We start from the raw sequence: 15064 nt of genomic DNA, 5'->3' as shown, positions 1-15064 counted from the left end.
CGCCTTTTTTTATAAACCCAATCTGATCTGTAGGAAGTGTTATGATTCCATCCCAGCTTCACTCTCTTCGTAATGGCTCGTATCCCCATGCAGCAGGATTTCCGGCACACCATCCGTAAAATCAACCCTGCATAAGCAGGTCGGATAAATGTAAGGCAGATCCCAGAGCTTAGGCAACGCTCTGCCCTCAAAATAGGCCATTAACAGCTTAATCACTACTGTATGTGTGACAATAAGAATGGTCTCACCTTGATGGTCAACGAGAATTTCCTGAAGCTTACCCAGCGCCCGTGCCTGCACCTCTGCGAAGGTCTCACTACCCTCCACTTTAAACTGCTCAGGGTCTTGCCAGAAATTGCGATGCTGCTCCGAATACTCGCTCTCCAGCTCAGTAGAATCACGGCCTTCCCATACCCCCATGCCAATCTCTTTGAACGCCTCAGAGGTCTTAAGCGGAGTACTCCGCTCTCCTCGAATAATTTCAGCTGTGCGCAGCGCCCTTGGGCTGGGGCTTGCATAGATGACATCCAGCTGTTCAGTGTGCATCCCCCGGCTCAGCCATTCAGCCTGTTGTACACCAAGCGCTGTTAGTTCAGAATCCATATGTCCCTGCATCCGATGCTGCACGTTCCATTCCGTCTGACCATGCCGGGTTAAAAATATCGTTGTTGTACTCATGCCAGCTTCTCCTTCCGTTTCCCCTATCCAATGAGGTTTTACTTCCTGTTCTGTTCCATCCAGTTCACTGCATAATCAACGATTTCCCGTTGCGGAATCAATTGAGCGGTTGCGGAAGCAACCTGTCCATATGTAATAAGTCTCGTCTCTTGTCCAAACTGATCTGCCAGCTGAACGAAATCGTCAGAATCCCAATCCAGCTCCTTAAATTCCACCCACTGCCTAACTCCATCCACCATAATGGGCGCCCCGCCAAGGGTTTCCTTCTTGCCAGCATAAGATGCGCGGCATTCGGCAAGATGCAGGGAAGTATTATTAAGATTGCCAACACCCAGCAACAGTACATGTCCGCCCAAATCGTAAATCCGAGCCAGCGGAGAATCTTCCCCCAGGCCCATTTCAAGCGAATGACCATACATAATTTCGTCTCTATGCTTGCCCCAAGCGGCAAACGAATGTATCGGATGGTCACTGCGTTTTACTCCTTTTTGTTTACGGAAGCAGTCCGGAATAACCCCCATTCCTCTAAGTTGGGTCAGGTCTGGATCATAAGGCGGCATCTGCTCGCGGATACTCTGCCACCACGCCTCCGGCACCGGTGGGTTGCTCCAGCCTGCGGGATCAGTCAGGTCACTGGAATGTGTGGGCATTACTAGCGTGCCAGATTCTCCGAGGACCTCCTCCAATGCCAAAATAACAGCGACCGGGCCCCCGGCTACCCATTGGCCTAACGATTTAAAAGAAGAATGCAATAAAATCGTCATGCCCGCCTTAACGCCCAGTCGACGAAAATCCGCTGCTAATGTCTGAACCGTAATCAAATTGCCTTGTATTTCTTCCACCCTTCATTCCTCCAATGAATCTTCTCAAATCCATTATATAGGAGGGCCGCTTCTAAATGCATCTTCAATAGCCTCAACACTCTTCGGATAATATTTTCGCTCTATAATCACCTGGGGAAATCCCCTCCAGCTCTTTAAAAACACGGGCAAATTGTTTACTGTTCTCGAAGCCTACCTCTTCTGAGACTGTTGCGAGCTTACTGCAGCCTTTTGCCAATAGCTCTTTAGCGTGACGGATACGGACCTTTTTTAAATAAATAACAAAATTCTCACCGGTATATGCCTTAAAGGCTTCGCTAAAATAAGAATAATTCAGGGACACATGATTGCTGACCATAGCCATATTCAGTGGACGGGCATAGTTGGCTTCAATATAGCTCAGTGCCTCTTCCATATCCGCATGCTCGGTATGCGCAGACCTTACGCCTGCAATGTATTCATTCACACTCAAGAGTAAGTTCTCCAGCGCACGATAATATTCGTGGAAATGACGATAGTTGTACATATTGCCTACCGTGCGATACAGCTTCAATACCTCTACTGAGGCTTCGCCATGCACCCTAAAGACTTCATCCAACACCAGTTCGTTTACATTCTGTCCCACGGACTCCAGATAAGCTAGGTCCAGTTCCTTCAAATGCTCAGTTTGAAAAATCACAGATAGAAGATGCTTCATCTCCTTCTCGCGTTCTGTTCCCAGCATATTGAGAAGCTTGCGAAGCTCCTCCTTCGGTAAGGGAAAATTAGACCGTCCCTGGCCAACATCCCCATAATCCAACAAACTCAGTTGCGGATATAAAAAAGTATATTGCAGTGCCCGACATGCTTCCTTATAACAGGAACGGAGGTCCTCAAGACTTTCTCCTTCGCTGCTAATCCCAATCGATAATCCCTTTATTTCCTTAGCTTCAGTTTGTCTGGACAGCTCTATAAAATCCTGTTTTCTGCTCCCGATCAAGACTAATTTGCCATCCCAATCCGTTGTGATTTCCGAGAAAAACTTTTCAAGCGGTCCGATCAATCGTTCCGCCAGTCCCTGAACATCCCCCGACTTCATTCTTGTTCCGTCATTGTAATAGTAATTCAACACACCAACTGTAAAAGGTGCTTGCAGATCACTTAGCCACTCTTGCTGCTCACGCTCCAGCGGAACCTCCTGCTGCATTAGCAGTCCCCGTAAACGACTGGACCGCAGTTCCCTGCGGAAGTGTTCCGTTTCCTGTTCCAGCTGCCTTGCGCTGAGATCCTGTTCTTCCTGTTCCTTATCGATATTCTTCAAAATTTCGAACAACTCATCTCGGCGAATCGGCTTCAGCAAGTAATCCTTCACGCGATAACGAATCGCGCTTTTGGCATATTCGAAATCATCATACCCGCTTAAGATCAGCACTGCTGGGCTTTTCTCACCACTTGTTACCTTAGATATCTGCTCCAACAGCGTAATTCCATCCATCACTGGCATACGTATATCTGTAATAATAATATCTGCACCTTCGGTCTTAAATATCTCGAAACCCTCTGCGCCATTACTCGCCATTGTGATGGTATACACGGACGGAAATTCTCTTTCTATCATAGTCTTGAGACCGTAACGGATATTCTTTTCATCATCAATGATCAGTAGCTTCTTCATAGTTGTTTTTCTCCTGTCAAAAGAACTTTCGGCAAGGTCAGACGTACCATCGTCCAACTCCCTGCTTCACTCTGTACTACAAGCCCATATTCATCACCATAAAAGATTTGCAGTCGCTGATGTACATTTCTCAGTCCAATACCACCTGTTCGGCGGTCAACATCCCTCTGTTCTGAAGCACTCTCACGGCGCTCATCTTTCGCATAAATCGCCTCGTTCAAAGCAACCAAACGCTCTGGAGTTAAGCCGATGCCATTATCACGAAGCTCTATGCAAATATCACCTTCCGTTTCCGAAATATGAATATGGATGTTCGGGTCCTGTAAATTCTCTTTCTCGTCGCACCAAGCATGCTTAACACTGTTCTCTACAATAGGCTGCAGTGACATTTTCAGCACCTCCAGCTCCAAATATCGAGGTTCAATATGAAGCACTAACTTAACCGGATATTCAAAACGAATATTCATCACTTCAATGTAATTTTCAATGTGGCGGACTTCATCCCGCAGCTTCACATACTCTCCGGACCATTTAAAATTATAGCGCATCATCCCACCCAGCGAGGTCAGTGCGTCCGAGATCGTTCGCTGGTTCTCAATTTCAGCCAGCATTTTTATATTTTCCAGCGTATTATATAAAAAATGTGCGTCAATCTGGTTATGCAGCGTACGCAGCTCAGCCTCTTTAGACAACGCCTGCTTGCTCACTGCCTGAGCCACCAACGTATTGATGGTGTTCATCAGCTTGGAGAAATGATGGGCAAGCTCACCGACTTCCCCTCCACCACGGATCATTATTCCAGTGTACGCTTCACCTCTACGCACTTTTTTCATTGTTTCGGTCAATCTACGCAGATTTTTTAGAATAAAGGCGTTTGTCACATAAGCGATCAGCGTTAGTAAAGTAATAAAACCAACATTGGCTCCAATGATTAAGTTGCGCGTGCGGGAGATATCCTTCATCACTCCCTCCATTGACACTACATTTAACAAATAAGCATCAATTCGTTCTAGCGGAGTGTTAATTAACAAAAACGATTTACCATTCTCCGAGTAATTACTGTCCCATTCGCCAGTTTCCCGGAACTGCTTATACCGTTCTGCAATCATATCAGCCATCTCTAGATTATCCTGCAAAAAAGAATTGTCCGGCCTGGTAAAAAGCTGCAGCTCACTATCCACAAGGAACATCTGGGTCTGATTATCCCGTACATCTGTATACGTCTTGGGTGTAAACCGACTAAGCAGCATATCCACCTGCACCATGCCGATATGATTGTCTGCTGGCCGACTCTTCTCACGCAGCAAAGAAACCTTTGGCAGACTCTCCGTCGGTGCTCCCGAGTATCTCTGCATCAAATCCGGATCATTTTTCTGAAAAGACCAGTATTCCTGCCCCTTCAATTGAAGCGCTTTCTGAAACCATGGGGTGGAAGAAACCCGCTCTTCGCGAAAGATAATCGGCCAAATTTCATGCACCTTATTACTTCTCGAATACAGTCTTAAATGCTCAATATTCGGATTATTAAATTGAATACGAGTCATATTTACATAAGCATTTGTATTAAAATCAACCAAATCTACTAGCTGCGGTTCGGTTTCATTCGCTAAGAATTTTTCTACTTCGGCATCAGAATAAGCCATTTGCGCCGCCCGTTCCATCGCTTCGATCTGATTATGAATATGCAGCTTCTCCATTTGCGACAAATAATCATTTTTCTCGACAGCATCGCGGAGATAGGTATTATTAATGGCTTTATAGGAGTAGACAGAAACCAGCATACACGGGCCTAAAACAATAAAAACATAAGCTGCAATTAAACGGCTCTGAAGTGATCTTCGCCCCCACCAATAACTAAAAGAATGCCATAATGCTCTGGTTCGATCTCGCCTATTCACTTTATACACTTCTGTCCTGTCCACCTCGCTAAAATAGTGAATATTCAAATACTTAATATCTATTCCTTATTATAATTCGAAAATAACCCAAAAGCCCGCAGTTAGCGGGCATTTTGGGTCATACTTTTTATTTTATGGACAGCTTCACTTTATTCTCTTCATATTTCTTTTGTTGGTAGGCATCAAATACATCTTCGCCTTCCTTCTTTCTCTTCTCTAAATACTCATTCCAAATCTTATCGAATTCCGCATCGGAGGAAGCCATGAGCAATTTCGGCATAGTTTTACCGCGCAGCTGTTTCAGCTTCGAAGCGATGATACCTTCAGGAGAGTTTCCTGTTGGTTCGATTTGTTGGAACTCCGAGGAGCCTATGGATTTACCTCTAGTCCAATCTTCCAATTGCTTAAATGGTTCTACCGATTTAGGAGCCCATTGGTCTGTGATATTCGTATTTTGCAGCATCCAGAATGTAAAGGAAGATCCGATTTGCTTATCAAACGTCGAACGGTCTTTATTCATCAAATCAAACACTTCTGGTTTAAATTGATCTTTTCCATCAATCGTATCGTAGCTGACACCTTTTTCGCCTAAGAACAAGTCTTTGTTGCCTTCTTCACTGTTCAAGTAGCTGAGGAAGCGGATAGCACGTGCTTTATCCTTAACATCTTTGGAGATCAGTGTTACCGTCCAACCGGAGATACCAGGGCCATCAAGGGTTGGTTTATCCAAGTTCGTATTGGAAGGTCCGTCAACAGCGATATACGTTTTAGTTGGATCCTGTTGGTAAATCGTTCCTAGTTGTGCTGCAAAGTCTGTACGTTGATACAGCATTGCGAAATAACGGCCTTGGGCAATTTTTTCTTCCATTTGTGGGCGTTTGTCGATAAAGATATCTTTAGCCAGCAGACCGTCTTGATTCGCTTGACGAAGTGCCTTCATCCAGCGGATATATTCAGGATCAGTTTCACGAGCATATACCTTGCCATCTTTTTCTCTTGGGATTGCCAAGAAGTTCTGCAGGTAACCTTCCAAAGAATCGTTACCGTTCTCGGTAAATTCATGCAAACCAAGTGGAATAAGCGGCTGTCCATTTACGTCAGGGAATTTCTCTTTCGCTAATTTAAGCGCATTCAAGAAACCTTCTGGTGTGCGCATATCTGGACTTCCAATAGCTTCATACATATCCTTGCGGACAGCGAATACTTGGTTGGATACGTAATTTTCTCCATATTTCTCATAGTCGGCAGGAGAGGAAGAAGAGTTAGGATAGCCATACACATTGCCGTCTTCTTGTGTATACCAGCCCAGCTTATCAGCATCGGATACTTTAAAGAAGTACGGATCATATTCATCAGCAAGTTTGTTCAATGGAAGAACAAGTTCACCTTCGACCATTTTCTTAATCGCATCTTCCCAGAAGCCCAAAGTGATGAAATCAGGCAATTTACCGGATGCAATCAGCGTGTTAAGCTTCTCATTCTCGTTACCAGCCGGAACGATGAAATTAATATCAACTCCGGTCTTCTTAGTTACATATTGGGAGGTTGGGTCCACGCCCCATTTATTAGGGAACCATGAGAAGTTCAGGTACCAGTCAAATGTAATGGGTGAAGTATCAATCTTCCATCCCGGTTCATCTGCTGATAATGCAGCAGCAGTCGGTTCAGCACTTGCCTCCATATTAGTAGCTTTAGCGCTGTTAGCATTACCTTCGGCATTCTTGCCAGCATTATTCCCGCTGGAGCAGCCTGCGGCTGACAATGACATCATTATTGCGAGAAGCAGAACTCCCATTGCTTTTGGCTTACGTTTCATGCCCATGCTTGTTTACCCCTTTTCTATGAATGTTAATTATAAGCTCAACCCCAGTGCCTACAGCTGTAGGCAACCGGAGGAGTTATCACTGCTAGACATCAGCCCTTAATGGAGCCGATCATCATCCCTTTAACGAAATAACGCTGCAGGAACGGATACACGAATACTATCGGCAGTGTGGTCACTACCATCGTCGCCAGCTTAATGGACTGTGACGTTACGCTTCTCGTAACGCTGCTGCCTTGTACAGCGACCATCATTTGACTAGAGCTCGATTGTGCGACGACCCGGAACAAATACGTTTGAATCGGCTGCAGATCAGTATTATTGATATAGATCATACCCGTGAAGTAATCATTCCACTGATACACGCCATGGAACAGCGCAATGGTAGCAATTACAGGCATGGATACTGGAAGTACGATTCTTAGAAAGATGGACCAATCATTAGCACCGTCAATCCGTGCCGCTTCTTCCAGCCCATCGGGAATCTCCCGGAAGAAGGTCATGAAGATAATAAGATCAAAGAAGCTAAACATAACCGGAATAATATAGACTAGGAAATTCTCCAATAGGTGAAGGTCCTTCATCAGCAGGAAGGTAGGAATGAGTCCCCCGCCAAAAAAGAGAGTCACTGTACCCATCAGCATGTAGAACTTACCGCCAATGAGGTTTTTTCTGGAGAATGCATAAGCTACCATCGCTGTGAAAAATACATGCAGTACAGTACCCAAAAGTGTTTTGGCGACAGTAACCCACATCGCCTGCATGATGCCGGGGCTGGCAAACACGGCCTCGAAATTCTCAAAGCTGAACATCCGCGGCCACCAGTAGATTCCTCCCCGCATGGCGTCATTACCGTTATTGAAGGCGTTAACCAATACGTACCAGATCGGGTAAAGCGTTATGAAGCAGATACATAACATGATGAGGTTATTGATGATATCGAACAGGGCCTCGCCCTTGGTTTTACGCTTAAGTGCAAACATATATGGTCCTCCTTATCCTAGAACAACGATGTATCGTTGATTTTTTTAGATACTTGGTTGGCAATCAGCAGCAATATTAGAGCGATAACCGATTTTAACAATCCAACTGCAGTTGAGTAAGAGAAGCGGCCTGAGAGAATCCCTGTATAGTACACATAGTAATCAATTACATTACTTGCACTATCATTCAGTGAGTTGCGCAGGACCAGAATCTGATCAAAGTTGGAGTTCAGCACTCCGCTGACCGCGAGAATGAAGAGAATGCTGATTGTCGATTTAATCGCCGGCAAGGTAACATACCACATCTTCTGAAATCTGCCCGCGCCGTCGATTGTCGCCGCCTCGTACATTTCAGGAGATACACCGGAAATTGCTGCTAAATAGATAATCGCTGACCATCCAAGTTCTTTCCAGATATCAGAGGAGATAATAATTGTCCAGAAGTAACCAGGCTCAGCCAAGTATGTAATTGGCTGATCAATCAGATGAAGCGCTAGCAAAATGTTATTGATAATTCCTACATCAGCAAGCCATGTAGCCAAAATCCCTCCGAGTACCACCCATGAGAGAAAGTGGGGCAAATACGAAATCGTCTGTATGGTCTTCTTGAATTTCATTGAACGAACTTCATTCAGAAATAGAGCAAATATTATTGGCAATGGAAATCCGATAATTAGCTTAAACAAGCTGATGCCGAGCGTATTTTTAATTACATTCGAGAGATTGTCATCATCCATGAACTCTTTGAAATGTGTAAGTCCCACCCATGGGGCTTCTGCAATCGTTTTAACGATGTTGTAATCTTTAAAAGCAATGATAATTCCATACATGGGAATGTAGTTAAAGATTATCATCCACGCAATGCCGAGTAGAGCCATTGTCTGCAAATGACGCTGGGCAATGAACCTCTTCCAAAGCGGGCTCCGATTTACTTTACCGGTTTCGAAATTGCCAGGAATTAACGGCTTCATCGCTGAGCTTACTTCCATGCTTTTTTTGTTCTCCATCCTTTGGACCTCCAGGCTCTATATCTGTATTTAATCTAAAGCGCTTACAATGTTTATGTATCCATTGTATTTGCTTTTGCCTGTCTCCGTAAGGCTTTGAATTTCGGATTATAGGTACCATTTTTCGGATTGAGTGAAAATTTAAGGGCGAGCCGCAGCTCGCCCCTCTATTTTTATGCTAATACTGCTTGAATTTGTGCAATTTCTCCACGCCGCAGAGCCTCTGCCTCTGCACCGCGCACGAACGCTCCAGATATTTTAGTCACAGTTCCATTGCGGTATACAAGCATCAAAGATTGAATGCTAACCTTCTTCTCGCCAAAGGTATTTTCACGTTTTGGATTAGAATAGATTACCTCCGTATTCCCTAGGAAAGTGAAAGACAGTTTGCCCTCTTCATCAAACAGCCATCCTGGCAATACCGGATCGAGAGACAGCGTAAGCGCTCCATCCTCCATTCTGAAAACATGGCTTCCAGCCATCATTGTTCTCCACATGCTTAAGAATTCCGCGGTCGATCCACTAAGTCTCGCTACGAACCCCCTACCATGGTTATTTGGATCAGGATTGCCTCCAGTTGCGATAAATGATGAATTCTCCAGTGTACTGCGTCCATAAACAGCAGGATCAAGGAATGGCACCAGCGACGTCTTCAGCTCGCCGTAGAATTCCTCATACAGCCCGCCCTTCAGCAGCTCAAGCAAATACTTATAGGACATGTGCAGGAAGTTAGACTCCCGTTCTAGCCAGCCTGGTGTGAAGGCTCTCATCCGTCCGATTTCATGCGATTCACCATCTAGACTAACAGAGGTCTGATACATAGATGTTGCCTGATCATACAGCTCTGTTTGCTTAATCAGATTATAGATTTCTTTTGCCTGCACCGGATTCTTCATCGTCTTCAACCAGCGGGTAGGTCCTTCAAGGAAATAAGGCAAGGCATAAGCCTTAAACTCCTCTACCACAGCCTTTGGCAATCCGTATCCGCTAATGACTGGCTGACCCTCAGCATCTGTTACCTGATGGAATTTCTCCGCTTCAAAACGGAAATAGGTTGGGGTAAGTCCATTGCCCATTTCTACCGCCTTGTTGATCCCCTCATCAATTTTAACCTGGAACTTGGAAAGGGCTTCGCGGATGTGTTCCAAGGTTACTTCAGTTTCAGCACCCGTAATTCCAAACCGGATACTTGCTCTATAAGCTTCACGGGCTGAAGCTACTGTATCCCAATAGTCTAATTGTTCCACTTCTCCTGCTAGGACAGCAGTTACCGCGTGATATACCGCTTCAAGCAGCTCCGCGATTTCTTCTGGCAGCTTTACAGCTCCCTGTACATTCTCAGCACCGTTCAGCACATCCAGCAAAAAGACTACAGTACGCTTCAGCTCAAATGTCTCACTCATTCCGGAGCCAAACAATCCCGGCAGACCGTTCATAGCATCGTTCCAGCCCGGCTTGTTGCCTTCCATCTCCACACCCATGCCGTAAGGGTCAAGCGTAGCAAATTTATTCAAAGCAAGAGACAACATCTTCACGAACAGATTGGTGTGGTAAATAGCACCTTGCCCACCTTTGGTACGCAGCCAATGGGTATCTCCAGCTTTCCATTTCAGCTTATGCAGCTTCTCCTCATCCTCAAGGAGGGCGCCATATTGCCGGGCTTTTCCGTCACTAATTACATACTTCTCACTACGGGGCAGCACATATGCTGGGCTGTCATAGAACGCATAAGTACTATCCCCAAATAAAAGCTCCTGCTTCTTGTCAGGGAAAATGTCCAAATAACCTACTACGAGATCCAAATTATATGTCCAGTGATCAGACCAGAAGCCTTCGCCAAAAGCAGCCTCAATGTTTTGCTGTGAAAGAGCCAGCATACCCGACAGAAACTCCTGCTCACTAACCTTCAGCGTAACGTTTTGATCCGCAATGTAATTGATCAGGCTGCCTGGGGTGAACCGGCTGTTGCATAGCTTAACAAGCTCAGCTTGATGATCCGCAGCCGCTTCTCCGATCCATTCCGCAGCCTTCGCTTTGCTGTCTGGCTTCACTTCAAAGGTTGTTCCTTGAACACTTAGTGGGTTGTAGCCATCTGCTTGAATCAAGCTATAGAACATTTTGATGTTGAAGCTGCCCACCTTCGGATTAAAAAACACATCATTCCGGCGGTTCTGATTCATGTCGCGGAAGTTACCGTTCCCCTGTGAATAGTATTCTGGGGCAAGTGAGAAGAAGTTATAGTCGCGCTCCAAATCGCCATGCTTGCGGGAATATAAATGAACTACAAAGCCATCTCCGCCATTGTCAAAAATAAAAGGATAGCCTCCGCGCAGGAAGTTATCGAGATAGGACTGACGGCAATAAGCATCAAATACAGCCGATGAAGTGTGCGTGGCAATGTCTTCTGTTAATTCCTCTGTCAGACCTGCGGCTTCCTTGGATTTGGACAGGATATATTCATCCCGGCATAACCGCTCCGCCTTTTTATTGATTTTGTCGATGTCATTTACATGCCCAACCAAAGTATTCAGGGTCAAGCTGCTGCCGGGTGCCAAACGTCTAGCCACACCACTGAAGCCGCAAGGAACCTTATTGACTGGATATTGTGGAAGCTCACTCAGCTCTGAAAGCGTTAATCCCGCAAAGCGGTCTGGGTAAGTAAGAGAGGTATTGCCGCCGAAAATAAGTTCGAAATCAACGATTGGTGCGACTTTTTCTCCATCTCCAGTAAACGACAGATAGAAATGTCCATTTGTGATTTCACTAACCTGTGCACTATCATTGGTGCTGGAACGCAGCTTATAGAACGGAATACCGTTCTCCAGATTGTATACGTCCATCCAGCTGCGCAGCAGGTTACCAATCTCCTTGTAGCCGCTGTTTTCTACTCCGTAAGGCAAAATCTCAGGCAGACCATCCATCAGCTCCAGCTCAATCTCTTTGCCACCGATATTCTCAATTTCCACCCGACGTACCAACGCGGCATAATCGTCATTAGGCAGATTGAAATAGTGTACAGTCGTCTTCAGCCCATGCCCGGCATGGCTTTCTTCAAGGGTCAGTCCGTTAGGCAAAATGGTCATGATCCGCTTGGCGGCAGGATCTGGACGTGCCGATTGAAATGGCTCATAAATCTCTTGCTCGCCTTTTATTTTAATAAAGGTTCGGAATCCGGTGGTTCCTACGTCTTTATAAGAGATATTTGCTGGAGAGAATTCCATGATTGGCGAGTTCTTGTCGCGTACCCCAAAGCTGCAAATCGCTTGCCCCCGGTTTACATAAAAAGTCCACATTGGAATTCCCTTAAGACCTGCAAGACCTGGCAGGAAACTAGAGAAAGGCTTTCCTGTATCAAACTGCTCCATTACAAAGTTACCTGATTGGAAATAATAATTACTCACGTTAATGTCCTCCTAAACTGTTACTTATTTATGAAATCAGATGCGTTACGATAGAATGAGGGGATAGCTCGCAGTTGGCAATCTCTTCGCCAAGCCCCAGGGTTACTGTGCGAACTTCTTCGCTCTCATTCATCAATATGACAGCAATGCTGCCGTCCGGATTACGGAATGCTGTGGATAGGATTCCTTCCGCTTCAGAAGTAAAGCCAATCCGTACCGCACCTGGCGCGATAAATTTACTGAAATGCCCGATATAATAATAAGAGCTGTTATAGTGCAATTCGTCTGTTGTTGTATCTGCAATAATTGGGGCATCACAGAGATTCCCTACATGATTGGGCCCGCCGGTCTCATCCAGTACCAGGTTCCAGTCCAGGTACCCTTCTGTCCATGCATTGAGATCCCCAATCATATTTCTGCCGTAACGTTCACCTGTAAACCATTCGCCAAGCTTGACGCCGCCCTCTTGACAGCCCTCAGTGAACAATAGATGTTTGTCAGGAAATAGATCATGTACCTTTTCTACCTTGTCGAACTCCTCACCACCATACCAGTGGATGCCTGTACCCCACACATATTGTGCAGCTTCAGGATCAGACAACACGACCGAAGCACGTTCGACCATAATATCGCGGTTATGATCCCAGATGACAATGTTCACATCGGAATGGCCTGCCTGCTGCATCACTGGACCGAGATGATTTTTAACAAAATCGCGTTCCTCTTCCGCACTATAAATGCAAGAATCCCAGACTTGAACAGCAGCCGGCTCATTTTGCACGGAAACCGCCCAAATAGGTACGCCTTCCTTCCCATAAGCTTCGATAAATTTGGTATAATAGCGTGCCCAAACTTCAGCGTATTCTGGCTTGAGTGATCCTCCATTATTCATTTCACCATTTGTTTTCATCCATGCCGGAGGGCTCCAAGGAGACGCCAACATCGTGAACGGTCCGCCTTTTACCTGCATTGCATCCTTAATCAGCGGAAGCACCCACTTATGATCATGAGAGATATCAAAGGTAGCCAGCTCCGTATCATGATCAGCGACATAAGTATAATTTCCAAGAGCAAAGTCACAGCTATGGATATGAACACGACCCATGTTATAGCCTAATCCCTCTACCGGATGAAAATAGCGGTGAATAACCTCTGCCCGGTTCTCAGGACTGAGCCGTGACAACGTATAGGCCGCAGCTTCTGTGAAAGCGCCGCCAAATCCGATCATCTTTTGGAACTCCTGCTCTGGCCTAAGCTCTACATCGGCAGATCCAGAATCTACTCTTGTGCTAAAAACAATTGCCTCTTTCGGAGTTAAGCGTTCCCCTGTATCTTTTGCAGTTACTACAGTTTGAACTTTTGCCATTTCATCCATCTCCTCTAATTGTTTTGTTACTAACAACAAGCACTGCCTTTACTGGATCACCATCCGATGTTAGGGTTCGGAGCGATGGGCCACTGAAACGTTTGAGAAAATTCAAGGAAGCCCTCGGTAAATTTTGATTTCATCTCAATTCGAAACCTATAATCGAAACCGGTTTCGATTATAACGAAAAAAAATGATCTAACGAGAGCAGGTAAAAAGCGGCATAACAATATGCCCATTATAGCCCTATTCCTCTGAATACGCTGTAGCAAATACCGCATAGAAAAAATTCAAGCTATGATGTCCTCTACTTTATCAGGACTCTTTTCTCTACGTCAAGATTTATCCTGTGGATAGCAGCCCGCTCTCTGTAGTTATGGAATTTGATACAGCCCTAATCCCCGCTAGCCGGAGGTGCACAGGATTCCCGTTCGATCACTTCTACCGGAACTAAAACCGCTTCCTTATCCAACTGTTTCCCTTCAATCGATGCTAAAAGAATGTCCGCTGCCCGGCTTCCTAAAAGTGCCGTATCCTGACGAATGGTTGTCAATGCAGGTGTAACATACTCAGCTAGATCAATATCATCGTAACCCACAACTGAAAGGTCCCGCGGTACGGAAAGTCCACTATCTTTTGCCGCCATAATAGCCCCTAAAGCTAACATGTCACCCGAAGCAAAAACAGCGGTTGGCCGATCAGGTAGCTTAAGAAGCTCCAGCATCGCGTTATAACCACTTTCACGAGAATAAAAAGCTCCATTCACAACATAGGACTCCGGCACTTCAAGCCCCTGCTGCTTCATAGCGTTCTTATACCCTAACTCCCGAGTTTTACCGGGAAAAGTGTTCATCCCCCCGGAAATATGAGCAATCTTGCGATGACCCAAAGAAACTAAATACTCTATCGCAAGCTGAGCTCCAGCCGTATTATCCGAACATACCGTATGCGACTGCGTAGTCTCAAAATCCAGAATCACAGTAGGAATATCACTCTCTAGCAGCTCACGGAAATAGGGGTCCTCGTAATCAGACAAGAAAACGACAACACCATCTACACCACGGATTCGGCAATTCTCCAAATACCCGCTTTGTTTACCCCCAACATCCTTGGAAATAAACATGAGGGCATACCCCTTATCCACAGCAACCTTCTTAAAGCTCTCAATCACAGCGCTAAAAAAGGGATGGCGAATACCAAATCCCGTATTCTCTACAAATAATACACCGATGGTCCATGATTTCTTAGTAGTCAGTGTACGGGCATGGGAATTCGGCAAATATCCCATTTCTTGGGCAACCCGGAAAATTTCCTGGCGAGTCTTCTCCCGTACATCGGAATAATTATTAAACGCCTTGGATACCGTTGTAGGAGAGTAACCGGTTCTTTTGGCAATATCGTATATAGTTGTCAATCCGGTTCACTCCTTGCCCA

Annotated in this window: 10 protein-coding genes; all 10 read right to left on the bottom strand. The window is 45.4% G+C overall.

The window, feature by feature from the left end:
- Nucleotides 1-39: 39 nt before the first annotated feature.
- The 10 genes from MHI32_RS02690 to MHI32_RS02645 all read right to left on the bottom strand — a co-directional run bounded on the left by MHI32_RS02690 (nucleotide 40) and on the right by MHI32_RS02645 (nucleotide 15044).
- On the bottom strand, nucleotides 40-678 hold the full coding sequence (locus tag MHI32_RS02690) for a histidine phosphatase family protein (RefSeq protein ID WP_340011855.1): 639 nt from the start codon (nucleotides 676-678) through the stop codon (nucleotides 40-42).
- 38 nt (nucleotides 679-716) lie between these two features.
- Nucleotides 717-1520, bottom strand: coding sequence for an AAC(3) family N-acetyltransferase (locus tag MHI32_RS02685; protein WP_340011854.1), 804 nt, complete (start codon nucleotides 1518-1520; stop codon nucleotides 717-719).
- A 73-nt stretch (nucleotides 1521-1593) separates the two neighbouring features.
- Complete coding sequence (locus MHI32_RS02680) at nucleotides 1594-3153, bottom strand: response regulator (RefSeq protein WP_340011853.1); 1560 nt, start codon at nucleotides 3151-3153, stop codon at nucleotides 1594-1596.
- Nucleotides 3150-5060: a histidine kinase gene (locus MHI32_RS02675; protein WP_340011852.1), complete on the bottom strand. Its 1911-nt coding sequence runs from the start codon at nucleotides 5058-5060 to the stop codon at nucleotides 3150-3152. Before MHI32_RS02675 ends, MHI32_RS02680 begins: the two co-directional genes overlap by 4 nt.
- A 118-nt stretch (nucleotides 5061-5178) precedes the next feature.
- Nucleotides 5179-6873 carry an extracellular solute-binding protein gene (locus tag MHI32_RS02670; protein ID WP_340011851.1) on the bottom strand — a complete coding sequence of 565 codons (1695 nt, stop codon included), beginning with the start codon at nucleotides 6871-6873 and terminating at the stop codon, nucleotides 5179-5181.
- Nucleotides 6874-6965: 92 nt separating this feature from the next.
- Entirely contained in the window at nucleotides 6966-7856 is an 891-nt protein-coding gene (locus MHI32_RS02665; RefSeq protein ID WP_036682603.1) for a carbohydrate ABC transporter permease, read from the bottom strand.
- Nucleotides 7857-7873: 17 nt separating this feature from the next.
- Nucleotides 7874-8827, bottom strand: coding sequence for an ABC transporter permease subunit (locus MHI32_RS02660; protein WP_051491255.1), 954 nt, complete (start codon nucleotides 8825-8827; stop codon nucleotides 7874-7876).
- A 209-nt stretch (nucleotides 8828-9036) separates the two neighbouring features.
- The gene (locus MHI32_RS02655) at nucleotides 9037-12264 is read right to left on the bottom strand and encodes a cellobiose phosphorylase (RefSeq protein WP_340011850.1); all 3228 of its coding nucleotides are present in this window, start codon (nucleotides 12262-12264) and stop codon (nucleotides 9037-9039) included.
- A 28-nt stretch (nucleotides 12265-12292) separates the two neighbouring features.
- The gene (locus MHI32_RS02650; protein ID WP_340011849.1) at nucleotides 12293-13630 is read right to left on the bottom strand and encodes a glycoside hydrolase family 30 protein; all 1338 of its coding nucleotides are present in this window, start codon (nucleotides 13628-13630) and stop codon (nucleotides 12293-12295) included.
- Nucleotides 13631-14024: 394 nt separating this feature from the next.
- A complete protein-coding gene (locus MHI32_RS02645; RefSeq protein ID WP_340011848.1) occupies nucleotides 14025-15044 on the bottom strand; it encodes a LacI family DNA-binding transcriptional regulator in 1020 nt (339 codons plus the stop codon).
- Between the last annotated feature and the right edge of the window lie 20 nt (nucleotides 15045-15064).

It is taken from the genome of Paenibacillus sp. FSL H7-0690, assembly GCF_037980415.1.
In the GTDB taxonomy this organism is placed as follows: Bacteria; Bacillota; Bacilli; order Paenibacillales; family Paenibacillaceae; genus Paenibacillus_AQ; species Paenibacillus_AQ odorifer.
The sequence above is the reverse complement of the archived record's forward strand: the minus strand, read 5'-3'. Positions and strand labels throughout refer to the sequence as shown.